This window comes from Gordonibacter sp. (genome assembly GCF_036667095.1).
Lineage (GTDB): Bacteria > Actinomycetota > Coriobacteriia > Coriobacteriales > Eggerthellaceae > Gordonibacter.
Genome location: NZ_JAVWUP010000027.1, coordinates 1 through 26,843, shown reverse-complemented (window position 1 = coordinate 26,843; position 26,843 = coordinate 1). Strand labels below are relative to the sequence as shown.

The following is a 26,843-nucleotide window of genomic DNA, read 5'->3' as shown; positions in this document are numbered from 1 at the left end:
GGGCAGGAAGGCGAAGCTGCTGCAAGGCTTCGCCTTCCAAGGGGCTTACGCCTCGTGCTTGCCGTCCTCCTCCATGATGTCGCCGGCAGCCATGTAACCGCCTACGAGTGCGAGGCCGAGGTCGGCGTACATACCGGTCAGCGGCTTGCCAGCTGGATTACCCTCGCCCGACGAGCCCCCGGCGGTGTGCCATCCAGCGTAGAGACCGGGAATAACCGAGCCCGCAGTGTTCACGACCTGCATGTTCGGCGTGATGCGCAAGCCGGTCTTCGAGCCGAACACGTGCCCGCCCAGCTTCGCGCCGTAGTAGGGTGGCTCACTTACGGGAATCATCCATTCAGGACGATACTTGTAGGCGGCGACGTCGTCTTCGCCAGCCTTACAGGCATCATTCCACTTCTTTACGGAGTTCACCAGCACGCCCTCGTCCAATCCCAGTTCCCGTTCGAGCTCCTCGATGGTGTCGCATTTCTTGATGGCTCCGCCATCGATCATCTTCTGGAAGCCGGTATGCCAGTCGCGCAGCCATTCGGGCACGCGGTCGATGAACGGGTCGTCGGCGGCCACGATCTTCGCCTTGCGGCAAATGACCTGGCCGAAGAAGTTATCGGTAACCAGCTTGTCGAACTTCGAGTCGAAGCAGCAGTACGTCTTTCCGCCGGGTTGGTTCATTTCGATGGCAGCCGTGTCGCACAATCCCTCCGACGACGGTGGCGCGTCGGTGGTATACGGATAGCTGTGCGCCGAAGTCGAGATGTAGGGCACACGCTGGCCTTCGCGGTTGATGCGCAGCCACGGCTGGCGCAGCGCCTGGTTGCCGTCCTTGTTGATATGCGAGTCCATCATCAGGTCGTACTCGCCGTAATCGCGCCACCATACGCCGCCGTCGAACGCTCCGGTGGAGTCGTAGCCGGAGAGGTCGGCGCCCACGCCTTGCCCCATGCGGATGCACTCGCCCGTGCCATTGGGCGGTGTTGCTATGTTGGCGATGCCCTGCAGGCAGGTGGCAGAATACTTCGCCATCATGGCTCGGTTCATTTCCATGCCGCCAGCGGTGAGCACCACGGCTCTTTTGGCCCGGATGAACTTCTCGGTCTTGCCCTCGGTCACCTTCACGCCCAGCACCGCTTCCCCGTCGAACACGAGCGCATCCACGTTGCACGAGGTGCGGATGTCTGTGCCGGCAGCGCGCGCGGTTTGCTCAAGCTGCTGGAAGGGAATAAGGTTCACATTGATGCCGTTGGTGGGCGTGGACATACCCTCCCACTCCAGAAGTCCGGCACCGGCAGGCGAGGGGTTCATCGGCTTCCACTTGGCACCGGCCTTCTCGTTCATCCAGTCGATGCACAAGGGGCCTTGCGTAGCCATGGCGCGCAGCAGGTCGGGGTCGCCGGTCATTTGCTGACAATCCATGACGAACTCCACGATGCTGTTTACGTCGTAGGGGTACGAGGGATACGCCCACTTGTTTGCCTCTGCCTGCTTGTGCCCGCCGAAATTGGAGAACACCGACGAGTGCTTCGAGTTGCCACCGGTCTCTTCGCCGCGTTCCAGCATGAGTACCTGGTAGCCCGCCTGCGAGAGGCGGATCGATGTGTTCATGCCGCCGCCGCCCGAACCGACGATGACGACTTCCGTTTCCTCGTCCCATGATGCGGGTGGCTCGACAGGGGCGATGGGCTGTGTCGCCGCCTCGAAGGCGGCCCGCTCCTTTGAGATGCCGGAATCTTCACCCGCGCTTTTCCCGCCTGCAGGTGCGCACCCGGCCAATCCTGCCAAAGCTCCGGTGCTGCCTATGATAGCAGCGCCCTTCAAAAAGTTCCTGCGATCCAGATTCATGAAGTCCCCTTTCGTGTCGACCCGTCCGAAAAGCTGCCGCGGTCGTGCGGTGCCGATTCCCTCCCAAAGGAATCTATCGGGCAATCGGGTCGTTCCCTGTCTCTATCGTAGGGGCGTCGAGCGGTTTTTACCGGGAGGTCTTTTTTCAGAGCTGCCGGAATACTTGCAGGCAGGTAGGCGAATGATGCGGGAGGGTGTAAAATATTCTTTACAAGTACCGCGACGCATCATCGTTGACCGGGGAGGGATTTCGATGGATACGCGCTACGTAAAGGAGTTCTTGACGTTTGCCGAGGAGATGAACTACTCGGCGGCGGCGAAGAAACTCTACATCACCCGTCCGACGCTGACCGACCATCTGCGCGAGCTCGAGGAAGAGCTGGGGTGCGAGTTGGTGGGGAAGTGCCAAGGCAAGGCCGTACTTACGCCTGCCGGACGTCATTTCATCCAGACGGGTTCGCGCCTGCTCGATACCGTCCAGGCTATCGCGGACGAGTATCGGGGCTTCGCGGACAACGTGCTTACCGTTACCGTGGCGCAGACCAACCTGCCTTGGATCGAAACCATACTGTACCGGGCGCGCCATGCCATCCAAGAACGCTATCCTGAGAAGTGCATCGACATCGAAACGGTCACAGGCCCGTTCAGTACCAGCGAGGCCCTGCTTGACGGTACGAACGATATCGTGATCGCCGGCTACAAGAGCTACGTCCCCCAAGAGGAGAGGGTGGAGCTTGCCTTAGGTGTGCAGGGGTTCAAGCTGTGCACCGAGGAGATAAAGCTGCTGATGACCCAGGACAACCCGCTGTTCAACAAGCCCTCCATCGCCGCCTGCGACCTTGATGGCGCTGTGTTCATGTTGCCGCCCGACATCTACCGCGGATACCTGCGCGACGGCGTGGACGAACGCTTCCTCGAGCAGGGCGCCCGCATCACCCTGCGCACCATGGATTTCAGCGATCACTTCGAGTACTTCGTCTACGACTTTCAAGATATGCTCGGCATAGTTCCCACGACGCTGATCTCGCGCTTCGGCATAGACGAGCGGAAAGAATGCCGGGCCTTTTCCTTGGCCGACATGAAGCTGAACACCGACTTCTACGCTTTGTTCTCCGATGCGTTCGTGGCATCAGAGAACGGAGCGCTGCTGGCCTGCGAGATGAAGCGCTTGGCTGAGGCGTCCCTGGCGGAAATGCTTTAGCAGGCAAACAAGGGCGTTTGTCTGAGCGGCGATCCCTCGGTCTTGCCTACCGAACGTATCCTTGAGCTGGAAGTGCGGCATCATCATCGGCGCAAGCGCAAGCTGCGGGAATTCACCCACTCCTCTACGTGGGCCACCATGCTCATGTTGGCAGCGGCCGTACTGGCTCAGGTCATTGAGAACACGCCGATCCTGCCCTCTTTTGCGGAATTCTGGCACACGTTCAGCCTTGGCTTCTCGGTGGGTGATTTTGCCTTCTTTAACGCCGGTATTCTGCTGGCAGGCATGGACCTGGTTGCCGTGATCACGAATCCGGTGACCGCGGGTGTGTTCCTGGGTCTGTTGTTCGGCAAGCCGTTGGGCATCTTTCTGGCTACGTGGCTCACGGTGAGGTCGCGCCTGCCGCAAGCACGACCTGCCAAAACAGGCTAAGCTGCCGGATTGCCGCACACGCCGATGAACAGGGGCGCACCCTGGGCCGAAGTGATGGCGAACAGGAACGGACGATCCAGCTTGAAGTCCAACTCTTTGCTCACGTCGGGAGCAAGGGACATCTTCGAGATGCCGATGTTGGTGTAGGCGCTGGCCTCGGCACCGTTCTCGTCCCAGGCAATGTGGCTTTCCTGCTTGATCAGGGAAATGAATGCGGGCTGCTCCGTCAGGTTGGAAAAGTCGGCCTGATCGGAGAAGGGAGTCTCAAGCCCCAAGCTCTTGAGTGGCGGGATGAGATCGAATGACGTGTCGAAGGTGGCCTTGGGTAACGTGAACGTGATGCGTGCGAGATCGGTTGCAGGTGCTGTGAGCGATTCTTCGAGCAGAGCAGCATCGCTCAGGATGCTTCCAGCCGTCACTCCTTCTGCCGGCAAAACGAACGACATGGTGGCACCCCCGGCGAAGCCCAAGCTGGCGCGCGTGTAGCGGTCGGTCTGCACGTACTCGCGCGGATCGTCGAACTTTTGCATCATGAACGAGACGGTCTTGTCTCCGTCTGCCGCATGGAACGTGTCGTCTTTCGTGTTCTCTACGTCAAAGGGGATTACCCACCCATCCTTGAAATACACCGTGTTTATGATGGACATAAGTTGGTCGCTGGTGGTTTCCACCTGTGGATCGATGGTCCCGCGGGTGTTGTCCTTGATCCAGCTTGCAATGGCCTCATCCGTTTCGGGCGTGCCGAATTTCACTGCAAATGGTGTGGCGTAGAACTGCTGCGTGGCAGTATCGACAAAACTCTGCTTGAACGGGTCGTTATCCGACATCCAAATAGAATTCGCCAGCGCTGTGGTGGAGTATGGATCGCTTGCCATCACGCGGAACAGGTTGCCACTGTTTTGAGCAACTGCGGCCGGGTCGGTTGCTCCGAGCAGTGCGTTCATCTCTGTCGCCGTCTGTCCGGCAGCCCCTTGTGTGGCCAGCGCGAATGCATAGTACAGACTGACAGGAGAATAGGTGCTGTTTGCTCCCTTTTCCGGGTCTTTCGAAGTGCTTGCCTCCGGCTCGCTGAGCGCTGCTGAAGCCGTCTTGTACGAAAAGGTTGAAAGTGAAGCGAGGAAGTCTGCGTCAAGGAGGTTCTCGTCAAGCGTTTTCAGCCAAGCTTCGGCATCGTCTTCGCCCAACTTTGCCGGAACTGCGGGAAGCGCGACGGCATACGTGTCGCCAGAGGTTCCTTCCTGCGGAGCGTTTCCTGGTTCGCTGGAAGACGAGCAAGCTGCAAGCGCAAGCGCTCCCGCAATGCAGGCGATTGCGGCAAGTGCGATAAGGGGTCGGTTCATAGGAGTCCTCCCTAGCCTTCTTTATTATGTGCGTCTGTAGCCTTTAATGATCGAATCCAGACAGCAGGGTTTTGGTATTCGACAGCATACGTTGCAGTATAGCGAAATCCTAAGACTAATAACTTGTTGGTGCGAAAGTCGTGTTGGCGCTGGTTTTGGTTGGGCGTTCGGCTGATCGGTCTTTGCTCAAAACTGCCGAACATAAGCGAGCACCTCAGCCATAATCGACTGAAGTGCTCGCCAGGAATTATCAGATGCAAAGGTGCTGGTCTAGACCTCGTACACCACCTTGCCGCCCAGGATGGTCTTGGTGACCTTCGCGTCGCGGACATCCGTCGGATCGTCGGAGGCGAAGCAGTCGCGATCGAGGATGGCGAAGTCGGCGCAGTTGCCTACCTCGACCGAACCCATCTTGTCGTCGTCATGGCTGAAGAACGCGGAATTCTTCGTCCACATGATCAGGGCTTGGATAGGCGTTACCTTCGACTCGTCGCCCTTGGACAGAATCTTGCCCGTGGTGTCGTCGATGCGCGAAATGGCGTAGTACATGCCCAGCAGCGGGTCGGGGGACACGACTGGCGAGTCGGAGCTGCCGCCGGCGATGATGCCGTTTTTGAACATGAGGCCCGGCGACTGGAAGCGCTCGACCTGCTCGGGCCAGAACAGCGGCTCTTCGCCCATCTGGGATACCAGCGTCGGCTGCAGGCACACGCCCACGCCAAGTTCCTTCATGATGGGCCACTGGTCCTCGTAGGGCAGCTGGTAGTGGATGAGGTAGTGGCGCAGTTCCTTGACCGGACGGATCTTGTTGGCCTCTTGGAACGCATGCAACGCGCGATCCTCGCTGGCGTCGCCGATGGTGTGGATGCCGAACTGCCATCCGAGCTCGGTCGCCTTGCACACGAGGGCATCGATCTCTTCCTGCGTGTAGATGGTGTCGCCGTAGAAGCCCGGGCGCTGACGGTACTCGCGGCGGCTCATGGCTGCCGTAAACGCGGCGGTGATGCCGTCGAGTGTGACCTTGCAGCCGTTCAGCTTCAGCATGTCGTCGCCGAAGCCGGTGACGCAGTCCATCTCCTCGAGACGGCGCAGGTTGTCTTCGAAGGAGCCGAACTGCGGGTCGAGATAGAACATGAGGTTTGCGCGGTAGGACAGCTTGTCCTGCTTCTTCGCCTCGTTGTAGATGTGCATCTGCTTGTAGTTGAGGTTTGCGTCGATGGCGCTGGTGATGCCGTAAGAATTGAGGCGCTGCCCGATGAGCACGAGGCTCTCGAGATGCTGCTCGTCGGTCAAGGCAGGCTTGGCCTTGAGCATGGGCTGCAGCGCGCCGTTCTCGTACAGCAGGCCGTCGAGCTCGCCGTCGTCGTAATGTCCGATTTCGGCGCCTTCGGGCTGCGGGGTGTCCAACGTGTAGCCGCATGCTTCAAGCGCGAGAGAGTTCGCGGTGATAGTGTGCACGGTCATATGCAGCAGGAACACGGGGTTGTTCGGGGCGATCTCGTCGAGTTCGCGGCGCGTGATGACTTCCTGGCTGTCTTCCCAAATAAGTTCGTTCCAGCCGTCGCCTTCGATCCATTCGCCGTCGGGGGTGCTCGCGGCCTTCTCGGCCACGGCATCGAGGATGGCCTGGCGGCTGGTCACGCCGTTGAAGTCGAGGTTCAGCATCTGCTCGCCGGTCCACTTGCAGTGCAGGTGGCACTCGACGAAGCCGGGAGTGAGGATCTTGCCGGAGGCGTCGATGACTTCGGTGTGCTCGCCTACATACTGATCCATGTCGGCCGCCGTGCCTACGGCGATGACCTTGCCGTCTTTGGCAGCCACGCCGCCGTCTTCGATGATGGGGAAGTCGGTCTTGCCTTCTTTAACCTCGTCGCAGGTGATGGCGACGGTATAGATTTTCGGATGCTTGATGACCAGATCGGCCTCAGGATACCAAATGCTCATAGTAGTGCCTCCTCTTCAGTCGTCAATACGATGCAGAAGCGAAGAATCGGGTATGCCTTTGTACGGCTCGCTAACCGTGCAAGTAGGCAAATATGAAAGAACCCCCGTTTAAAACCTGATGTGTCATCCCGCAGTTCAGAATACGGGAAGATCGGCCGGAGCCGCCAGTGGCCAAAAGGATGATATATCGCGCAGTTATCGTACTTTTGGCCGATTCCCCTGAGGCGGAGACATTCGGTATGATGTCCGCATTAATCCTTCCTCGGTAGTTCAAAAGTACGTAGACAAAACGGCCCCTTAACGGGCAGTGCCGTTTTGACCTTCTGCGTTGCTTATTCAACTTTAATAACATGAGAGAAGGTGTTACTGTGGCTGATACACTTATGGAAGAGGCTGAGTCGATGGTGGCCGAAACTTCCGCCGACAAGGCTCCTGCTTGTTCGCGCACAGAGATTCTTCCTGCATTCTGTATCACTGTCGTTGGGGCGATCGCTCTGTATGCGTTAATGTCGTTCGTCCAACCGATGTTGATAAACAACAATTTCATTTACGATTTCGGCACTATGATGACCGGCTGCATCGAGGGTTCGCCCCTCTATCGCGTAGCGTGGTTCTTCGCCGATTGGACCGAAGGTTCGTTCATCGCGGCGCTTCCGGCTTCTGTTGGCATGATCATCATGGGATTTGTGGCTGCTGCCCTCGAGCGCAAGCGCTCTCCCCATGCCGGTACCGGCGTGGCAGGGAACGGGCGCATTTTCACGACTATGTTCGTGACGACGGCCTTGGCTCTTATCTTGGGCCAGTTGGTTTATGGCGGCATGTTCGCCAGCGGTTGGATTCCCACGTTTGCCGTGGTTCTGACCGTGCAGGTGTTCGTGATCTTTTACGGGTCTGACATCAAGAAAGTTGCCACGTCGCTTATTGTGGGAACGCTGGTTACGTGCCCGGTCTGCTTCGCGATTTTGTACGGCGCGATTATGCCGCTGGGTTTGCCGCTGTTCGTGGCCGTGTCCATCGGTGTGGCCATTATCGTGCCGCTGTGCTCGCTGCTGTTCCGCCTTATGCCGTGGATGACCATTCCGGCACCTGCTCCGGGTGAGAATCCTGCCACTTCGCAGGCATCGGGCAAGTTCTTCGTTCATCAGGTATTTGGCGACATCGGCCAGCTGACCATTTGGGGCAGCTCGTGGGCAACTATCGGCATGTACGTAGGCGCCATTGTTTCGTGGGTAATGAACCCGCTGCATCCTGCCTACGGCTCCGGCAACCTCCCGCTGCTCATCATGGCTCAGATTGTTACGGCGGCTCTGGCCATCCTTATTTGGTACCCGCGGTGGAAGAAGACCGGCATGGCCTTCACGTTTGCCGGCGTGGTGTTCGTGTCTGCGGTAGTGAGCACCTATCCGCCCAGCTGGGCCATCGTTATTCCCACGATCATCATCGGCGCCGTGGTGTTTGCGCCGCTGGTTGACTGGGTGTTCAAGGTGTTCCGCTTCAAGGGTACCTACCATCCCATCTGCTTGATCCAGCTGGCCATCTTCACGGTTTGTATCGCCTGGTCGTTCTTCGTCATGTACGTGATGGTGCCGATGATCGCCTAGCAGACGCAAGAGGTGCGCCTCATCTGATTTACGACATACCCTATCCCCGTAAAAGCCCCTGTTGCCAACCCCCGGCAACAGGGGCTCCTGGTTTACTGTTCGTTTGGTGGCCGTATGTTCTGTTTACGGTGTCGTTTCGTGCAGCAGGGACACGAGGGTGGTGCGGTTGGCAACGTTCTCTTTGGCAAAGATGTTCTGGAGATGGGACTTCACGGTGGAGAGGCTGACGTACAGCTTGTTTGCTATCTGATCGTTCGTGAAGCCTTCCGCAACAAGAAGCGCCACGTCGCGCTCGCGTGCGGTAAGGAGGGAAAGTCGGTCGTTCGGTCTTAAGGAGGGGCTGTCTGGACCAAGCTCGTCTTGGCTGGGCAGCGGCGTGACGCGAACAGTGAACGAATACGCATCGGCCGGATCGTCCACCACCTGCATTCGGAAGCAGAGGCCTTTGGCGCTCGTGAAGTCGAGGTAGCGATTGGGTCCTTGTGCCGGTGCGGAACGTTTCATGGGCGGCGGTTCCCTTCGTCGGGAAGATGCTACTGGATGTTCCCCCTCCGGGAGCGACCCGAAGGGGGAACAGGGGGTGACACCTCGGTTTTCGCTTCTGCGAAACTTTGGTTTTGAACTGGCCACTAAAGTGACCGCTCACGCTAGCGTCCGATCCCCCTCTCACCTCCTCGTAAGTGTCCTTCCTCGGACGGGGACGCTGCGCATGTGCTGGAATGAATAATGCGGTCTCCGCTTGCAAAACGCCATCCTCTATCCAAGGTGGTTTAGCTAAATTGCTCAACTAATCCCCTAAGCATTAGACGTATTTTACGTCGGATTAGCTATAATATCTCATGAACGTGCTGAGCATTCAGGTTGAGGGCTCGTCATGTTCGCACTTCAAGGCTGGACGCAAAGTCGTCAGGGGGAGCCATGATGGAATCTGGGGGCGTTCATCGCAGCGAGATGGGCAAGATCGCGCATGCCGTGCGAAAGTACCCTTCGCTCTTTGTTGTTTTCACCGTTTACAAAACCTTCGCGGTAGTCTTGTTCATGGAGGGCTTTCTTTTTCCGGGGACATTCCAGCTGGGAGGCTACACGCTGCCGACGCTGGTGCTGTTCATCCTCATGTGCGCAGGCGTGTGCCTGTTCTTCGCGTTTAGGTTCAAGAAGGTGCAGGTGTTCGACAAGAACGGGTACCTGTGGTTTTTAGTGGTCAGCATGACGTTGGGCGTGTTCTTCCTGTTCATGGAAACGCATGCGGGCATTTCCAACGATACGCTGCGGTTGGTTACGCTGGGATTGGGCATCGCATCGCTGGGCGTGGGGCTTATGGGCATCCATATCGAGTTGGGGCGCCTATTCGGCATGCTGGGTATGACGCCGACGCTTACCTACGGCATTGCTTCGGCACTGGCCACGGCGGTGCTGGCCACGGGTATCGCCCTGCTGCCCTCGACAGCGGTGTGGGTTTTGATGTTCGTGTTCCCTGCGCTCACCGTGCTAGCTTTTTTCTTTGCGAAGCAGCGAGCGTTTCCCGATCAGAAGGTGCTCTACCGCCAATCGACGAACGAGCTGCTTATCCCGTACCGCTTTATGGCCACCTCTCTTACGCAGGGGCTGGCATTGGGTATTCCTCTGGGCTTTTTGAGCTTCTCGGGCTTCTTTGGGCAGTTTCTCGACTCTGCCGGCTACTTTTTCGCAGCGCTCTTGGCGTTTCTGGTGGTTTTGGTGCTGCAGATGGATTTTAACCGCTCGGTATACCAGATCGGCTTTCCCCTGGCGGGGTTGGGGTTGCTGTCGGTCGGCGCGTTTGCTGGAATGCCGGCGATTGCAGCGGTTCTGCAATTGGCGGCATTCTTGTATTTAGATTTGGTGCTTTGGGGGCTGGGGTCGTACTTGATCAAGAACAACGACCAGCCGGCAACGTGGGTGGCATCCTGCCCTTCGACGGCCCTTATGACCGGCCGCGCGTTGGGTATCGTGATCGGGAGCATTGCCTTGCAAAGTCTTCCCAACGCCGAGCAGACCACCCTCTTCTTCGCTGCCGCCGCTTTCCTGGTTATGCTGGCGGGATTGCTGCTGTCTAACAGCGCGAACCTGAAAACGGGCTGGGGATTCGTCCGTCCAGGCGACCCGCGCGGGGCCACCGATGTGTATCGCACCTGCGAGATCATCGCGCAGGATTTCGGCCTGACACAGCGCGAGCTCGAGATCATGCACAGCATCGTGGTGGGAAAGACGCGCAAGGCTATTTCCGAGGACCTGTTCATCACGCCCAACACCATCAAGACCCATTTGCATAACCTGTATGGGAAGCTCGACTTGCATTCCGAGGGCGACCTGAAGGCATTCGTGGCCAAGCAGGAGAAGATGTTCTCTACCGAAGAGAACGTGCCGTCGATCCCTGTCGAGAGCGCCTAGAGGGGCTGGACCGGTTCGGACAGCTCGGCGGTGCAGCGGGGGCAGCGAGTGGTGCCTTCGACCACTCCTTCCATGTGCGCATGCAGGGAGCTGCCACTCTGGGAGCCATGTTCCACCACTACCACAAAACCACCCCTTCCATGTGTGCACGCAGGGAGCTGCCTGTCGGCCAGTATAAAGAGTGTCGTGCTAGAATGCGTTGCACTCGTATATTTGTTAACGATTCGACGCGTCGGGGCAGACGGCGCGGACGGAGGCGCATATGAACAAGGTGAAGATCACCGTGTTGAAGACAACGCTCGGTAGGTAGGTATGACGAAAATTTTCTCGCTTTCTCAGCCCATTGAGGCCGATATCGTTGATGCATTCTGCTCGCTTCAGAAGGGCTTCACCGATCAGTTCGTTTATTACGACAAAGCGCGTGCGTGTCGCTACCTGGGGCTGGGGCGCTGCATTGCGCTGCCGACGCTCGACGAAGTGGAATACGAGCGAGAGGGCGAGGTGGCCCAACCGCCCGTGTTTTTCTCGTTCAACCGCTTCGATGCGGAGAATCCGGCTCCTACCGACGAGCTGTTCGAGGCATTTCCTCGCTTGCGGTTCATGCTGCCGGAAGTGGTTCTTATTGAGAACGAACGCGGCAGGCTCTTGCAGGTGAACTCGCTGGGGCCGGTGTATGCCGGTCGCGTTGCCCGGTTCGCTCGCCAAGCGCTGGCTGCACCGCCGCGGCAGCGCGAAGAGGTTCCGTATACGCTGGAATCTGATTCCCGCGAGGCGTGGCGCGAAGCGGTAGGGACGGGGCTTGCGGCCATCGAGGGCGGACGCGTGGGCAAGGTAGTGTTGTCGCGGCGTCAGAAGCTGGTTGCCGAGAAGCCCTTCTCGTCGAAAGACCTGCTAGTGAACTTGATCGACGGCGATGCGCGGGGTACGGTGCTGCTGTACCGCTATGCCGACGTGTTCTTCTGCGGATGCACGCCCGAGCTGTTGGTGCGCAAGCACGGCAGCAACGTAGAGAGCATGTGCCTGGCGGGCACGTGCCCGGCGGGCTCGACGGAGGAGGATCGCGTGCGGTTGGCCGATGGGCTGATGGCCGATGCGAAGAACCGCGCCGAGCACGATTACGTGGTGCAGTTTATCCGTGAGGTGTTCAATCGCACGTGCTACGACGTTGATGTGCCCTCTGAGCCAGGCATTCTGCCGCTGACGCACGTGCAGCACCTGCACACGCCGGCCAGGGCGCACATCCTGGAAGGCGTCGATTTATGGGAGATGAAGGGCGACTTACATCCGACTCCTGCCGTAGCGGGCACGCCGGTGGGCGAGGCGAAGATGCTGCTGCGTTCCATTGAAACGTACAATCGCGGCTTCTTCGCGGGTGCCTGCGGCTATGTGGACGGCGACGGCGACGGTGCGTTCTCCGTGGCGCTGCGCACGGGCGTGTTCGACGGCGAAATAGGCTGGGTGTATGCCGGCTGCGGCATTGTGGCTGGCAGTGTGGCCGATGACGAGTACGACGAGATAGGCATGAAGCTGAAAACGATTCTGAGCGCGTTCGACGGCGGCGGGGTCGTGGGCGACGAGAGGAGCGCATAGGGCTATGGGCGATGCGTTGTTAGGGCGGCAAATTGTATCCCCGAGCGGGAGCGCTGCGGCAGGGGCGGAGTTGGGCGATTGCCCCGAAGCCGCCGACGCGAAGCGGGCCGAAGAGTTGCCCGTTCATACGGCCCTGTTCCTCGGTGCCTTCTTCGACGAGCTTGTCCGTTGGGGCGTGCGCGAGGTGGTGGTGAGCCCCGGGTCGCGCTCCACGCCGCTGGCGATGTGCGCCTACGAGCTGTCGCGCCGCTTTCCCGAGCGGCTGCGGCTGTTTGTGGACGTAGACGAGCGCGGGGCTGCCTTCTTCGCCTTGGGTCTGGCGAAAGCGAGCGGTCGCCCGGCGGCGCTTATCTGCACGTCGGGGACGGCCGTGGCGAACTACTATCCGGCGGTGATGGAGGCTGCATCGTCGCGGGTTCCCCTGCTGGTACTGACCGGCGACCGTCCGCCGCGTTTGCAGGGCTTGGGTGCCCCGCAAACGTGCGACCAGCTGAAGGCTTTCGGCGATCATGTGCGTGCCTTCCGCCAGATGCCGCTGCCTGCGGCAGGCAAGGCCGCCGCAGCCTTCGCCCGCCAGGCGGCGCGCGAGGCGTGTATCGCTGCAATGCCGTTCGGGGTGGAGGCGGTAAATGATGCTGAGAGTTCTGAAGCGGCGCTGCGGGGTGGATGCGCGGGAGGAATGGAGGCTGCGCCGATTCGCCTTGCTGGTGCGTGCGAAGGCGGCCCTGTGCACCTGAACTTCCCCTTTGACGAGCCGCTGAAGCCCGATCTGACGGTTGCCGGGCTGTTCGAGACGGCGCGCGTTGCCCAGGAGGCGACTGCGCTGCCGCGCGTTCATACCCACCTACGACTTGATGACGGCGGGGACCGCCTTGCCGAGGTGCTGCGGGGCTGTCGTACGGTCGTGCTGGCTGGCGAGGGGAGCGTGCATACCGAAAGGGAGGCACGCAACCTGGTTTTGTGGGCCCGGTCCAACGAACTCCCGCTTCTTGCCGATCCTCTGTCGGGTTTGCGGGGCATTGATGACCCGTATGTGATCGACAACTACGACTCGGTGTTCGGTTCGGAAGGCGAGCCTCCCTCTCCGGATGCGGTCATCAGATTCGGGCGCTATCCGGTGTCGAAGCGCGCTACCTCGGCGCTCGCTGCCGCCCGCCCGCTCACGATTGTGGTCGACCCGCTCGAGACGCGCGACTTTAATGCTGCCACCGCTGTGTTTGTGGCCTGTGCGCCTGCGAGCTTCGTGCGCTCCTTTCGTTTCGCTCATACGGACACGGAAGCGCAGCGTACCCTCACGCAGTCGTGGATTGCTGCCAACGATGCCGCGCGTGCGCGCATTGTGCAGGCCGATGCCGTCGAGAACGGCTTCGAGGGCTCGTTTGTGAGTCGGGTAGTCGAGCTGGCCCCTGCCGGGTCGTGTCTGTTCGCGGGCAACTCGATGAGCATCCGCGCGCTGGACACGTTCTATCTGAAAAGCGACAAGCGCTTGGTCGTGCTGTGCAATCGAGGTCTGAACGGTATCGACGGGACGGTATCGTCTGCTTTGGGGGCGGCGCAGCATTTCGAGCAGACTACGCTGCTCATCGGCGACCTGTCTCTGCTGCACGACCTGAACGCGCTGGCTTTGCAGCGCGAGCTGCGCGTGCAGCGCGAGCAAGGACGCCCGGCAGCCAGCATCGTCATCGTGCTGCTGAACAACAACGGCGGCGCTATCTTTGACATGCTGCCGCAGCAATCGAGCGACCCCTACTTCGAGCGGCTGTTCCTCACACCGCAAGACGTCGATTTTGCCGCTGCCGCGCAAGCCTTCGGTGTGCCGTATCGCTGTGCAGAGACGGTTCCCGCCTTCGAGGAGGCCTACCGGAACCTGCTGGGAACTCCCGGCATCTCGCTGATCGAGGTGGGCGTTCCGCTGGAGGGCCTGAAAGAGCGCTATCGGAAGTATTGGTAGCGCATGCGACGCGATCACGTAGACCCTGAGCTCGAGGAAGGCCGTTTCGTTTTCCGTGGCGTGACGTACGGCTCGATGACGTGGGGTACCTTGCGATCCGGGGTCGCGCCGCTCGTGCTGCTGCATGGGTTTGCACAGAGCGCCTCGTCGTGGGACGAAGTTGCACCGTGTCTGGCGCGCACGCGCCCGGTGGTGGCGCTCGATTTAGTTGGTCACGGTTGCAGTGATCGGCCCCTGGATGCACGCCGGTACCGCTTAGACGAGGCAGCGGCGGCAACCTGCGCGTTCCTCGAGCACCTTGCGGGTGGCGTAGGTGTGCCGGCTGTGCCGGTCGTGGGCTATTCGATGGGAGGGCGTGTGGCTTTGGCGGCTGCGCAGCGCGACGCCCGCCCGTTTGCTGCGCTGGTGTTGGAGAGCGCAGGGCTCGGACCCGTCGACGAAGGGGAGCGTGCGCAGGCGGCAGCTCGCGACGCCTGCCATGCCGCACGTCTGCGTTCGGAGGGCCTTGAGGCGTTCATGGACGATTGGGCGCGCTTGCCCCTGTTCGTCACCCAAGGCGAGTTGCCCGTTTCCACCCAACAGCGCATCCGCCGTGGCCGTCTGTCCAACGATGCCGAAGCCTTGGCGCGTTCGTTTGAGGGCGCGGGGCAGCACGCGATGCCGCTACGTGCGGAAACGCTGTCGAGCCTAGCTTGTTTCCCGGCCCCGGTGCTCTACCTGGCGGGCGGCCGCGATCGCACGTATCGCGAAATCGCCCAAGACCTGCGGGCCGAAGGCGTCTGCGCAGTGCGCATCGTCGAGGGTGCGGGACACAACGTGCATCTCGAGGCCCCCGAACGCTTCTGCGCCGCCATCAGCGACTTTCTAGCAAATCTCCGGTAAGCCACGGCTCGCGGGAGCTCTTGAGGCTGAATAATCAGCCCAACCACCCGAGCAAAACCCCCGCAAGGTGCGAGCAGCGAAACTGCAGAAGCCAAGCAGAAGCCAAGCAGAAGCCTGGCAAAAACCAAACCGACACAGCGGACGGGCCGCCCTTTTGTTTCTTCAGCTTCTTCAGCTATCGAGACATGCCGATTTTCGGAATTCTTCTGCGGTTATGCCCGCACGCTGCCGCAACGCGGTACTATACGTGGTATACCTTCGAATCACCTCCCCCTATCGGCGTCGCCGGCCATCCGGGCGCCCCTGAAAGGACGGCCATGAGCGACGTTGCGTGGCAATCGGGCAAAGCGTACCGCGAGATCAGGTACGAGACGTGCGACGGCATCGCCAAGATTACCATCAATCGCCCTGAGCGTCGTAATGCGTTCACGCCCCTCACGGTCAACGAGATGTACGATGCGTTCACGGTTGCGCGAGACGATGCGGAAATCGGCGTCATCATCCTCACCGGCGCTAACCATGGTGGCCGCCATGAGGACGAGGCGTTCTGCTCCGGCGGCGACCAGAAGATTCGCGGGAACGGCGGCTACGTGGGAGAGGACAACATCCCGCGCCTGAACGTGCTGGACTTGCAGCGGCTCATCCGCGTGGTGCCCAAACCCGTCATCGCCATGGTCAACGGCTACGCTATCGGCGGCGGCCACATCCTGCACATCCTATGCGATCTGTCGCTTGCAGCCGACACGGCCAAGTTCGGCCAGACCGGCCCCAAAGTGGGCAGTTTTGATGCCGGTTACGGCGCGGGCTATTTGGCCGATATCGTGGGCCAGAAGAAGGCGCGCGAGATCTGGTACCTCTGCCGCCAGTATTCGGCCGCCGACGCGTTGGATATGGGCCTGGTGAACAAGGTCGTGCCTTTTGACGAGCTGGAGGCGGAATGCGTCAGCTGGGCGCGCGAGATGCTGCAGCTCTCTCCCACGGCTTTGCGCTTCATGAAGGCCTCGTTCAACGCGGCAACCGATGGCTTGGCCGGCATCCAGCAGCTAGCAGGCGATGCGACGCTTCTGTATTACACCACCGACGAGGCGAAAGAGGGCCGCGACGCCTTCAAGGAGAAGCGCGCTCCCGATTTCACCCAGTTCCCGAAGTTCCCTTAAAGTACCCATCGGGCGTTTTCGCGCAGCGGAACGCACGTGCCTAGGTAGGCATGGATTGCGTCTCCAACGTGCATGCCCGCAAGCAAAACCGGCAGTTATGCAGACGAATACTCTGCAGGTAAACGGCAGGAGGCAGGATCAGCTAACCGATGATCAGCGCGTTTGAAAGCATGGTGCGCCGATACCCGCAACGTACGTGTTTCACGTACGTTGATGAAGTGGGCTGCGAGACCTCGTACTCGTATCGCGAGGTTCGCATGCTGGCTGCCGCGTTGGCTCGTCACCTGCAGGCGCGCGGGGTGCAACGCGGCGACTGCGTAGCCGTGGACTTGCCGAACTGTTCGCTGTATGTGCTGCTCATTCTGGCTGCGGCCTACGGCAGCTTCACCCTGGTAGCCATGAACAACCGCCTGACGCCCGGCGAGAAGCTGACGCGCCTTCTGGAATTGGAGCGCTGTCCCGACGTGCGGGTATCCTTCCGCGTTGACGAAGATGCGGCTCAGGCGCTGTTCGATCGAGCGATTGCTTTGCTGGCAGGCGAGGACCGTGCCGATTCGGCAACGTCCCGTGCCACGCGCCCCAGCTTCATGGCCCGTACGGCGGCCGCTGTTGCCGAGCCGCGTTCCTCACGCGGTTTGGGACGCGCTTCGTCGCAGCGCGCCACGCGTCGTCGCCGCGACGAGACGCAGCGTCAGGATGCCTTGGAGGAGGTCATCCACTTCGCTGAGCGTTCTGCGCATGTGTTCGATGCGAAAAACCGCGCGCTGATCATGTTCACCTCGGGCTCTACCGGTAAGGCGAAGGCCGTGTCTTTGGCGTGGTCCCAGCTTTGCGGCGCTGCAGAGGCGTCGAACGCTACGCTGTGCGGCTCGGACGGCGGGGTGTGGCAGGCGGCTTTGCCCCTTTGCCATGTAGGCGGATTCCAGGTGATCGTGCGCAGCTTCTTGGCGGGATCGCAATTTGTGCTGTATCGGCACTTCGATGCGAAGCGCCTGCTGTCCGATGCGGGGCGCGTGCGCGCCACGCACATTTCGGTGGTGGACAAGATGCTGCAGGATCTGCTTGTCGCGGACGATTCAGGCGTGCTGCGGCAGTACCGCTGTATTCTGTTGGGGGGAAGTGCTGCCAATCCCCAGACGCTCGCGCAAGCGAAAATGGCAGGTGCGCGCGTGTACGTAAGCTATGGCATGACGGAGACTTCCAGCCAGATGGCGCATGCCCAGGTCACCTCTTCGTTTGACGGTGGCTTGCGCCTGCTGCCCGGCTATGAGGCGCGTATTGTGGACCCCGATGCCCAAGGGTTCGGTCGGCTGGCCGTGAAAGGCCCCGGAGTGTTCGGGGGCTACTTGAACGCCCGCGCGGCCTACACGGTGGACGGGCTGTTCCTTACCGGAGACACGGCCGCGCTGGCGAACGGTCGGTTGTACGTGAAGGAACGTACGGCCGACATGTTCGTGTCGGGTGGCGAGAACGTCTATCCGGCCGAGATCCACGACAAGCTGGTGCGCATCCCCGGTATTGCCGATGCCTACGTGTTCGGCGTTCCCGATCCTCAATGGGGCCGCCGCCCCGTGGCCTTTGTCGAGCGTGCATACGATGATGCTGTACCTCAAACGCATTCGCAGGCGTTGTCTGCTCCCTCTGCCTCGGCGGCACACGGGCAGCTTACGCCCCAGCAGTTCTCGGCCTCGGTGCGTACGAGCCTGGCTCCGCGCCTGTCGAAGCTCTATCAGCCCCGTTGTATCTGCGTGCTGGACCGGTTCCCGCGCACGGGTGTAGGAAAGGTGGATCGCTCCGCTCTTGAGGCGTTGTACGACAAGCGTATCGAAGTGACGCGCATCACCCTGCACCGTATACGCCTGCCGTTCATCCAGCCGTTCAAGATGGCGAAAGGCCTGCTGCGCAGCCGCGAATCGATCCTCGTCGAAGTGCAGGACCATGCCGGACGCACCGGTCTGGGAGAGTGCGTGGCATTCGAGACCGATTGGTACCTGCCCGAAACATTGGACCAGGATGAACGCGTGCTGAAGGAGGTGCTGGCCCCCGTGGTGTTGAGCGAGGTGTACCTGCATCCTTCCGAGGTGGGCGCTTCGTTTGCCCGGTGCGCCGAGGCCGCAGGCTTCCCGTTGGCCCAAGGCGCGCTGGAGCCGGCGCTTTGGGATCTGTACGGCAAGATCGTCGGCAAGCCGCTTTGGCAGCTGATCGGCGGTCAAGCCAACGAGGACGGTGTGGGTAAGGAAACTGCGGGGAAGGGGAAGGCCCCCCGCACTTCCGCCGCAGCTTCCCCGACGGTGGCTGTTCCTGCTGGTGCCGTGGTGGGTATAGGCTCGCCCCGAGATACCGTCGAGGCGGTGCGCCGCTGCGTCGAAGCGGGCTATCGGCGGGTGAAGCTGAAGGTAGCCCCCGGGTCGGCACCGGCCGTGTGCGCCGTACGGGAGGCGTTCCCCCAGACCATGCTCACACTCGATGCCAACCAGAGCTTTATGGAGCGCGACTTGGACGAGTTGCGGGTTTTGGATGGGTGCGGTGCCGCCTGGATCGAAGAGCCGCTGGATGCGCGTTGCGCCCCCACGGTAGGCCCTGCCGACCTCTTTGCGCGTTTGGCGCGGTTGCAGCGTACGTTGAGTACACCTCTCTGCCTCGATGAATCCATTGCACGTCCTCACGACTTGGCTCGTGCGTTGCAGTATCCCGAGCTGCGCTGTTATGCCCTCAAGATCGCTAAGATGGGCGGCGTGCAGCCGTCGCTGGACTTCCTTCGTTTGGCGCAATCACGCGGCCTGTCCGTGTGGATGGGGGGCATGTACGACACGGGCGTGTCCAAGCGCCTGCATGCCGCCTTTGAGACGCTGCCAGGTATCGATGCTCCTGGTGATATCGGCGCTACGGCACGCTATTTTGCCACCGAGGTGACCGATCCTCCCTACACGGTGGAGCGTGGTCTGGTCACGCTTGGTCGTAGTGGTTACGAGTACGGCCTAGGCTGCGATTTGAACCGTGTCGCTCTCTCATCGGTGCTGGTGGAAAGTATGGTTGCTGCTCGTTAGCTTCTGAGGGCGCAGGGGGCTGCCCTCTCGTTTGGCTGCAATAAAGAATTCAAACTGCGAGCAATAATCAGAATCAAAACATCAGAGAAAGAGGCGAGCCTAGCTGCGCGGGTAGGGTATTATGGAGCGGTAAACCCGTCGAGGAACGGTGGTCCTATGAGCGCTTCCGCATCGCACCAATCCGTATCGCACCAATCCGCATCGACGACGCAGGCTTCGGCCTCCGCCGCCCCACTGTCGACGTCGGGGGGCGATCTGGCGACCGACTCGAATGCGGGTGATTCGCCGGGTATCGCGCAGCCTCATGGGGGCCTGGGTATCTTCCGCCTCGTAACCACGGTTATCACGCTCATTATCGGCGGCGGCGTGTTCACGCTGGCGGGCGACCAAGCAGCTGGCGGGGCGAGCGGTGCGGCCATCCTCACGGCATGGAGCATTTCCGGCATCGGCGTATTGTGCCTGGTTATGACATTCTTCGCGCTTTCGCGTGTCAAGCCTAACCTTCGGGGCGGTATCTACAGCTATGCGAGCACCGGATTCGGCGACTTTCTCGGATTCAACAGCGCGTGGGGCTACTGGATCAGTGCGCTTCTGTGCACGGTGAGCTTCTCAGCGCTTCTGTTCGGAGCACTGGCGTACTTCTTCCCCATCTTCGGCGGTGGCACCAACCTGGCATCGGTCATCGGGGCGAGTTGCCTCATCTGGTTCTACGTGTTCCTCGTGTCGCGCGGTGTAAAAGAAGTCACCGGCGTGAACGCTATCATCACCATCAGCAAGATCGTACCCATTTTTGTGGCTATCATCGTCATCATCTTCTTGCAGAAATTCGATTTTGGCATTTTTATGGCGAACCTCACGACGGGGGCTGAGCCGGGCCTGCCGTTCTTCGACCAGGTGAGCAGCACTATGATGATCACTATCTGGGTGTTCGTGGGCATCGAGGGTGCTGTGGCCATTTCGGGGCGCGCTAAGCACAGCAAGGACGTAGGCAAGGCCACCATTATCGCGTTCGTGTGCGTGCTGACTATCTACCTGCTGGTCAGCGTGCTGTCCATGGGCGTTATGCCGCTGTCGCAGCTGGCCGAGCTGGAGAACCCGGCGCTGGCCGGCGTTATGGAGGTGGCGGTAGGGCAGTGGGGTGCCATCCTTATCAACTGCGGCGTGGTGCTATCTCTGGTGGGCGCTATGCTGGGCTATACCGTGCTTTCGAGCGAGTCGCCGTACGAGGCGGCCGAGCAGGGCGTGTTCATCAAGGCGTTCGCCAAGACGAACAAGAAGGGTGCCCCTATCGTTACGCTCGTCGTTACGAACATCATCATCGAGGTGTTCCTTATCGCCATGCTGTTCTCCGACAGCTCGTATCAGTTCTTCTATACGCTGTCGGCTGGCATGATTCTGCTGCCGTACTTGCTTTCGGCGGCGTACTTCGCCAAGCTCACGTTCACAGAGCCGGGCTTGTTCAAGGGCAAGATCGGCGGCAGCATCGTGCTGTGGCGCATCTTCGGCATCTTCGGCGTGGTGTACAGCTTCTTCTTGGCATGGGCATCGGGCTCGGTGGGACTCACCCTCATGTCGCTTCTGTATGCGCCGGGTATCCTCATGTACATCAAGGGCAAGAAAGAACGTGGCGAGCAGTACTTGAAGAGCACGGTGGACAAGGTGGTGGTGGTCGTTATCCTGGTGGCCGCGGCCGTGTCGCTGTTTCTCCTTGTCAGCGGACAGGTCGTGATCTAGAGCGAAGGACGGGACGGGATGCGCCTTTGCTTTCGCTTACGTTTCCGCTATGTTGCACCGTGGGCGTGTGGCAAAGGTGCGTACTTCTGTATAAAGAGTAGTTTTTCGCGCAGGGGAACCCGTAGGATGGTACAAATTACAAGGACAGAATAAAGCTGCTGCGTTGCAGGTAGTATTTGTTGCCACCTGCGCAGACATTGACAGTAAAACCTAAGGAGACCAGCTTTAATGCCCGTTGCGTTAAGCCTTGTACTTGTCCTGTTCTTCCTGCTCATGAATGCATTTTTTGTTGTTGCCGAATTCGCGCTGGTGCGCATTCGCAAATCCCAGGTGGAAATCCTCGTTGACGAGGGACGCTCCGGCGCTAAATACACCAAAATCGTTGCAGAAAACGTCAATGCCTACCTCTCTGCCTGCCAATTGGGTATCACGCTGGCTTCGCTTGCGCTTGGCTGGTTGGGCGAGCCGGCGGTGTCGACGCTTATCTCGCCGCTGCTTTCGGCGCTCGGGCTGCCCGAGGCGGCCATCCATGCCATCGCCATAGCCGTGGGCTTCATCATCATTACGGCGTTGCACATCGTGGTAGGCGAGCTGATTCCTAAGTCGCTTGCCATCTTCTCTACGGAGCGCTGGGCCCTGCTCACCGCCACGCCGCTGGTGTGGTTCTATCGCATTACGTATCCCGTCATGTGGCTGTTCAACTCCATTACGAACGGCGTGATGAAGCTGCTGGGACACGATATTGCCAACGAGCACGAGGTGTACACCGACGAGGAGATCAAGCTGCTCATCGACGAGAGCACCGAAAGCGGACTCATCGATCCTGAGCAGAACGAGTACGTGGACAACATCTTTGATCTGGGCGACAAGGACGCCGAGGCCATCATGACGCCGCGTACCGACGTGATCTGCTTGGACTTGGAGGATTCACTCGAAGAGAACATGGATTTGATCAGGCAGTACAAGTACACGCGTTATCCGGTGTGCCGCGGCAGCAAGGATCGCATCGTTGGGTTTGTGCATGTGAAGGACCTCTACACCATGCCGGCGGAAAGCACGCTCGACGATCTGCGTATCCGTACGATTCAGGCCGTACCTGAAGGTATTGCTATCGCGAAGCTGCTGCAGACGTTGCAGGAAAAGCGCACGAAGATTGCCGTGGTTATCGACGAGCACGGCGGTACGTCGGGTATCGTTACCATGAGCGATATCATGGAGCAGATCGTCGGCCGCATCGACGACGAGTACCAGCACGGCGAAAGCCACGGCGTTGTCGAGTTGGAGGACGGTAGCCTGCTGGTTGACGGCTCCATGCCGGTTGGCGAGGTGGAAGAGCTTATCGGCTTCAAGCCGGTAGAGGCCGAGGAATGCGAGACGGCGGGCGGTCTGCTGTTGTCGTTGTTTGACCGCATCCCCAACGAGGGGGATACGGTGACGGTGGAAGACGACGGCGATAAGGCTACGTTCACCGTACTCGACATGGACCGTCACCGCATCGACAAGATCCGCGTGATTGTCGAACATGCGGAGAAAGCCGTAGAGAACGGCAAGTAACGTTCCATCCTGCTTGCAGAGCTGCAAAAACGTTCCAAAACGAGAAGCGCCGAGGAAGTTGCCTCGGCGCTTTTTAAGCGGGTGGCGCAGTTTAAGAGACCTTAATCCCCATGAACCGCTCGGCGTTGTGCCAAAGCATGTTCTCCAGCTGATCGTCGGTGAATCCGAGCGAGGTGAACGTGTCGTATTCGTGCACGGGGTCCCACATGGGGAAGTCCGACCCGAACATGACGCGGTCGGTGCCCCACATGTCCACAAGCTCCTTCGCCCGCCGATTGCCCAAGTACATCATGGAGCTGGACACGTCGATAAACACGTTCTCGTCGTGCAGTAGGTCGTAGCCGATTTCAGGCATTGACCAGCCGCCGTAGTGCGCTGCGTCCACTACCAGGTCGGGGAAGGTGTGCAGGATGTTCTTCAGGCGGCGTGGATGCGAGAAGTCGGTGCGATAGTCGCCGGTGTGCACGATAAGCGGGAGCCGCCCCGCGATGATCTCGTAGATATTCATGAGCCGAGGGTCGTCCATGTCGACCTTCTGCGTGTCGGGGTGCAGCTTCATACCGCGCAGCCCTAGGCCGATGGCGCGCTCGATTTCGGCTTCAGGGTCCTCCAGGTCTTGGTGCATGGCCATGAACCCCATAAACTCGGGGTGCTGCTGGCATTGCTCGGCAATGAAGTTGTTGATGGTGGCAACGCCGCCCGGCTTCGTGGCTACGGAGTGCACGACGAAGTGCGTAAGAGGGGAGCGCTCCTGCGAGGAAAGCAAGTGCGTGGCCGTGCCCTTCCCGTACATACCAACCAGGTAGAAGTCGCCGACGGCATCGACGGCGCGCTCGGCTATCTTGTCGGGATAGATGTGGGCATGCATGTCGATAACGGCCATAGTTCCGGTACTCCTTCGTTTTCCTCTTGCTGCACAATCGATTGTACTGCACCTTCGTCGTCGGTGCATTAGCCAGTATGTCTAACTTGACGGTCTTCTGAAGAAGGCAGCCGGCCTCTCTTCGCGAGTGCCTAAAAGTGCCTAAAGATTGTGCATATTATGTGAAGAAGGAGAAATTGCTTGTGTTGACCTCGCGGCAAGGGTAATATCTTCACTTGCCGCTTTTCCTGTTCTTGATATATCGAATGGATGCAAGTTGGCACCATAGTGCGGGGTGGAGCAGTCTGGTAGCTCGCCGGGCTCATAACCCGGAGGTCATAGGTTCAAATCCTGTCCCCGCGACCAAAATTTATAGGTCGGAAGCTGAAAATGCTTTCGACCTTTTTTGTGTTTAGGGGCGATTCCTCCTTATTTGGTACGGTTTTTGTACTCACTGCGCTTTGCGACCTTTGCTATTCTTGTTTTAAAGCATTCATGATCTGCATCGATTCAAGAATGGTTCAGTAATGACAAAGGCACTACAGTGGGATACTGCGCTGTAGCGGCAAGTCGTAGAGCGAGGGCAGAAAAGAAAGCAGGAGGCATGATTTTTTGGCTCAAAACCGTTCAAGGGAGGCTAGGCCATGCCGACGTGTCACTGACTCTGAACACTTACACGCACGTGATAAGAGCCAAAGATCGAGAGGCGGCGAACACTCTTTGGGGTTTGTTGAGTGGTAACGACGTTGAAGCTTGAAGTAACTTTTCCGTATCCACGCCCCTTGCTATGAGCATATTGAAGGCTGTGTGTGGATGCGAGGGGTGGTAAAATACCGTTGGTTTGCGAGTGTGGAAGCATGCGTTTGCGCCTGAAGATCGGCGGTCAAACGTGCTTCTCGTTATTATTTGAATCTAGTAAGTGCTGTGCGTTGGCGGATGGGAGACCACCATTGAAACAAGTCGAATCAATCAGTATCGAAGAATTAGAGGAAATGGCCTCGCACATGTATGGCTCTCTTGTGAAAGCCGTTGTGGACATTCGTTTGGGTATTGTTGTAGTTGATGCCGAGCTTCATTACGATGAGGAACAATACTTGCTCGAAACAGGTTCTGCACAATCGGATTTATGGGGCATTAACCTCTATCCCGATAGCTACGGTGATGAAGACTTTATCGAGTTTGACTCCATGATCAACATTCGTCCGGCGCAGGGCAATAATTCTCGTGACGTTGAGGATGAAGGTGTTCGTACGGATATTTGCCACATTATTGAAGGAGTTGTTTGTGCCTAGCTATCGTATAGACAGAGAACGTTGGTCACAACTTGGTTTTTGCGAGCAGATGGCGAACATCGGAGCGGAAGTTGGGCGGTCGATTCAAGCCCAGCGAAAAGGTAACGAAAAACGTCGGAATATGGCGCTTATGCGTGCGTATGATTTATTCGATGCCACACAAGCGCAGCTTGCTTTCGAGCGGTCGCCGCGGCTTTTTGAGGTTCAAATAGCCCAAAGCGAATTCAGGAAGCTGTTTGATGGGGACATTTTTGATGAAAACGCAAGCTCACTTGAACGCTACTTCAATCAATTTGCCGTTGCTGCAAGCAATGTAAGAAACTCTTAGAAACGCAAGCGGGGCTTTTGCGTCGTTTTGGTACTCCTCCGTCAAGATGCATTGGTTTCAATCAATAATTTTCACATAAACACTGGGCTTTCGGTGTGGTAAAGTACCATTGACCAGCCATAAGCGTGAGGCGAAAACGTATTCTCATAACCCGGAGGTCATAGGTTCAAATCCTGTCCCCGCGACCAAAATTTATAGCAGGTCAGAAGTGAAAAACTTTTGCCCTGCTTTTATTTTTCATAGCAAAATAAATTGATGTAGAGCCGAAAAAGAGCCGAACGCATTACATGATCTTGCTGACTCTTGACAAACTTTGGCTAAAATTGGAAGAAGTTACGCAGCAGGTTTGAGGTCAAACTTCTCTATGTTGCATTCCTGATCTGCGGAGCATATGACTAACACCGCGCTACCGCTTTCCCAGCAGACACCTTTTTCCTGCATACCGTCCGGGGCTGGGCACCAGTGTTTGCAGTGGCGGCAATTCTGCGTGCCGTCATAAGGAAACAGAAAGTCTTGAAGTTTTGTCATGGCTGCTAGTTTCGCGCCCTGGTGTGTATGGGTGTAGATTTCCAGCAGGACATCAGGCTTCTCGTGTCCGGTGAGCGCTTGAACCGTAGATGTATCTGCCCCACAATACACGATGAGCAACGTTGAGAAGGTGTGCCTCATGGTGTGTATGGTGGCAAAGTCGGGTACTCTAAGTCGACATCTGTTCTGTCGCCACCATCGCTCATAGGTTGACGAGAGGATATGCTTTGCGTTTCTGCTGTGGCATATAGGATGCTTCTTTGACCAACGTAACTGGTTTTCTTTGAACCAAGCCTGTTGAATGCTGTGTCGCGTTGCGGGGCAGCCACCTCGTCGCTCTTCACGACATTTTCTTTGACGTATCCCCTTTTTAGAGCGAAATCAAATATTTGCTTGAGGGTTGCATAGACCTTCTCTGCATACGTTCCGCTCGCTCCTTTACCATTATTGAGGGGGTGATCGGGATTGCGTAAATCATTCAGCAGGTTTTGTATATCGTCAGGAGTCTTCGAGCGAATGGGGTCGTTGCCGATAAACGAGCTTACTTTGTTGATATGCGTTCTATTGGTGTCTGACGTGCGTTTTGCAACATCAGGATTGGCTTCTCGCTGCTCAAGAAATTCTTGGGCCACTTGATCGAATGTCGCCGAAACGCGAGGAGTCTTCCGCCCCGAAGAAGTTGCACGCCACCTGCGCAAGGCGGGCCCATCCATAGCTATCGGATTCTGGGGAGCGGAAACCGCGCAGTGCGCAGTACTCCAGAAACGCCTCCACACTATCGCGTCCGCCGTTCCAATGCAGGTATAGCGCCAGGTCGTGCTTCTCGGTGGTGATGGTTGCTCGGTTACCCATGATAACCCTTTCTCGATGAATCGCTTGCCGATTGCAAGCTTGCTTGCTTCGGCGTACCTGCCGCACGGCGTGCGGTTCGCTGGGCGGAGTCATCTTCGCAAAGAACGAAGTGCGCCACCTGCACCAAGCCGAGTGGTAAGGCTTTCATCCGGCTTTGTGCGGGTGTCGTGAGGATGGGCGCAGCCCGGCAGTTCGCATGCAACAAGCCCTAGCGGCGCTTGAGCGGAGCAAGGCATCCGAAGAATAGGGCATATTCCTGACCCGTTTCCTGGACACTCGCGTAATACAAGGCCGCTAGAA

20 protein-coding genes and 1 tRNA gene are annotated in these 26,843 nt (G+C 58.8%); 14 read left to right on the top strand and 7 right to left on the bottom strand.

Annotated features, from left to right (window positions below):
- Positions 1–45: 45 nt before the first annotated feature.
- Positions 46–1,839 carry an FAD-dependent oxidoreductase gene (locus RR842_RS04695; RefSeq protein ID WP_332729115.1) on the bottom strand — a complete coding sequence of 598 codons (1,794 nt, stop codon included), beginning with the start codon at positions 1,837–1,839 and terminating at the stop codon, positions 46–48.
- Positions 1,840–2,092: 253 nt separating this feature from the next.
- On the opposite strand from RR842_RS04695, the gene RR842_RS04690 reads away from it, so the two are divergent.
- Both RR842_RS04690 and RR842_RS04685 read left to right on the top strand, forming a co-directional pair.
- Positions 2,093–3,040 (top strand): LysR family transcriptional regulator, encoded by a 948-nt coding sequence (locus RR842_RS04690; protein ID WP_332729114.1) that lies wholly within the window; start codon positions 2,093–2,095, stop codon positions 3,038–3,040.
- A 42-nt stretch (positions 3,041–3,082) separates the two neighbouring features.
- The gene (locus RR842_RS04685) at positions 3,083–3,472 is read left to right on the top strand and encodes a Na+/H+ antiporter NhaA (RefSeq protein WP_332729112.1); all 390 of its coding nucleotides are present in this window, start codon (positions 3,083–3,085) and stop codon (positions 3,470–3,472) included.
- Here the strand turns inward: RR842_RS04685 and RR842_RS04680 are convergent.
- The gene (locus tag RR842_RS04680; protein WP_332729110.1) at positions 3,469–4,812 is read right to left on the bottom strand and encodes a serpin family protein; all 1,344 of its coding nucleotides are present in this window, start codon (positions 4,810–4,812) and stop codon (positions 3,469–3,471) included. The genes RR842_RS04685 and RR842_RS04680 overlap by 4 nt on opposite strands.
- 270 nt (positions 4,813–5,082) lie before the next feature.
- Positions 5,083–6,756, bottom strand: a complete 1,674-nt coding sequence (locus tag RR842_RS04675) for an amidohydrolase (RefSeq protein WP_332729108.1) — start codon at positions 6,754–6,756, stop codon at positions 5,083–5,085.
- A gap of 368 nt (positions 6,757–7,124) precedes the next feature.
- Here RR842_RS04675 and RR842_RS04670 point away from each other — a divergent pair, with 368 nt between their 5' ends.
- Positions 7,125–8,357: a hypothetical protein gene (locus tag RR842_RS04670; protein WP_332554315.1), complete on the top strand. Its 1,233-nt coding sequence runs from the start codon at positions 7,125–7,127 to the stop codon at positions 8,355–8,357.
- Between the two features lie 123 nt (positions 8,358–8,480).
- Here RR842_RS04670 and RR842_RS04665 read toward each other — a convergent pair whose 3' ends face one another.
- Positions 8,481–8,861 carry a LuxR C-terminal-related transcriptional regulator gene (locus RR842_RS04665; RefSeq protein ID WP_332512879.1) on the bottom strand — a complete coding sequence of 127 codons (381 nt, stop codon included), beginning with the start codon at positions 8,859–8,861 and terminating at the stop codon, positions 8,481–8,483.
- 414 nt (positions 8,862–9,275) lie between these two features.
- On the opposite strand from RR842_RS04665, the gene RR842_RS04660 reads away from it, so the two are divergent.
- The 8 genes from RR842_RS04660 to RR842_RS04625 all read left to right on the top strand — a co-directional run bounded on the left by RR842_RS04660 (position 9,276) and on the right by RR842_RS04625 (position 22,681).
- Entirely contained in the window at positions 9,276–10,766 is a 1,491-nt protein-coding gene (locus RR842_RS04660; RefSeq protein ID WP_332722679.1) for a helix-turn-helix transcriptional regulator, read from the top strand.
- Positions 10,767–11,078: 312 nt separating this feature from the next.
- The gene (locus tag RR842_RS04655; protein WP_332729107.1) at positions 11,079–12,356 is read left to right on the top strand and encodes an isochorismate synthase; all 1,278 of its coding nucleotides are present in this window, start codon (positions 11,079–11,081) and stop codon (positions 12,354–12,356) included.
- Between the two features lie 4 nt (positions 12,357–12,360).
- The gene (locus RR842_RS04650; RefSeq protein WP_332729106.1) at positions 12,361–14,307 is read left to right on the top strand and encodes a thiamine pyrophosphate-binding protein; all 1,947 of its coding nucleotides are present in this window, start codon (positions 12,361–12,363) and stop codon (positions 14,305–14,307) included.
- 3 nt (positions 14,308–14,310) lie between these two features.
- Complete coding sequence (locus tag RR842_RS04645) at positions 14,311–15,189, top strand: alpha/beta fold hydrolase (RefSeq protein ID WP_332729105.1); 879 nt, start codon at positions 14,311–14,313, stop codon at positions 15,187–15,189.
- A 317-nt stretch (positions 15,190–15,506) separates the two neighbouring features.
- The gene (gene menB, locus RR842_RS04640) at positions 15,507–16,346 is read left to right on the top strand and encodes a 1,4-dihydroxy-2-naphthoyl-CoA synthase (RefSeq protein WP_332512874.1); all 840 of its coding nucleotides are present in this window, start codon (positions 15,507–15,509) and stop codon (positions 16,344–16,346) included.
- Between the two features lie 149 nt (positions 16,347–16,495).
- Positions 16,496–19,393 carry an AMP-binding protein gene (locus tag RR842_RS04635; protein ID WP_332729104.1) on the top strand — a complete coding sequence of 966 codons (2,898 nt, stop codon included), beginning with the start codon at positions 16,496–16,498 and terminating at the stop codon, positions 19,391–19,393.
- A 156-nt stretch (positions 19,394–19,549) separates the two neighbouring features.
- Complete coding sequence (locus RR842_RS04630) at positions 19,550–21,127, top strand: basic amino acid/polyamine antiporter (protein ID WP_332574544.1); 1,578 nt, start codon at positions 19,550–19,552, stop codon at positions 21,125–21,127.
- A 228-nt stretch (positions 21,128–21,355) separates the two neighbouring features.
- On the top strand, positions 21,356–22,681 hold the full coding sequence (locus RR842_RS04625; RefSeq protein ID WP_332512871.1) for a hemolysin family protein: 1,326 nt from the start codon (positions 21,356–21,358) through the stop codon (positions 22,679–22,681).
- Between the two features lie 91 nt (positions 22,682–22,772).
- On the opposite strand, the gene RR842_RS04620 is transcribed toward RR842_RS04625, so the two are convergent.
- Positions 22,773–23,564, bottom strand: coding sequence for an amidohydrolase family protein (locus RR842_RS04620; RefSeq protein ID WP_332512870.1), 792 nt, complete (start codon positions 23,562–23,564; stop codon positions 22,773–22,775).
- 268 nt (positions 23,565–23,832) lie between these two features.
- On the opposite strand from RR842_RS04620, the gene RR842_RS04615 reads away from it, so the two are divergent.
- The 3 genes from RR842_RS04615 (at position 23,833) to RR842_RS04605 (ending at position 25,163) form a co-directional block, all read left to right on the top strand.
- Positions 23,833–23,909 (top strand) — tRNA-Met (locus RR842_RS04615).
- A 497-nt stretch (positions 23,910–24,406) separates the two neighbouring features.
- Positions 24,407–24,835 (top strand): DUF5674 family protein, encoded by a 429-nt coding sequence (locus RR842_RS04610; protein ID WP_332729101.1) that lies wholly within the window; start codon positions 24,407–24,409, stop codon positions 24,833–24,835.
- Positions 24,828–25,163: a hypothetical protein gene (locus RR842_RS04605; protein ID WP_332522107.1), complete on the top strand. Its 336-nt coding sequence runs from the start codon at positions 24,828–24,830 to the stop codon at positions 25,161–25,163. Before RR842_RS04610 ends, RR842_RS04605 begins: the two co-directional genes overlap by 8 nt.
- A 665-nt stretch (positions 25,164–25,828) precedes the next feature.
- On the opposite strand, the gene RR842_RS04600 is transcribed toward RR842_RS04605, so the two are convergent.
- The gene (locus RR842_RS04600) at positions 25,829–26,323 is read right to left on the bottom strand and encodes a hypothetical protein (RefSeq protein WP_332722800.1); all 495 of its coding nucleotides are present in this window, start codon (positions 26,321–26,323) and stop codon (positions 25,829–25,831) included.
- Entirely contained in the window at positions 26,304–26,543 is a 240-nt protein-coding gene (locus RR842_RS04595) for a hypothetical protein (protein ID WP_332722802.1), read from the bottom strand. The genes RR842_RS04600 and RR842_RS04595 overlap by 20 nt, the downstream gene beginning before the upstream one ends.
- Positions 26,544–26,843 lie beyond the last annotated feature (300 nt).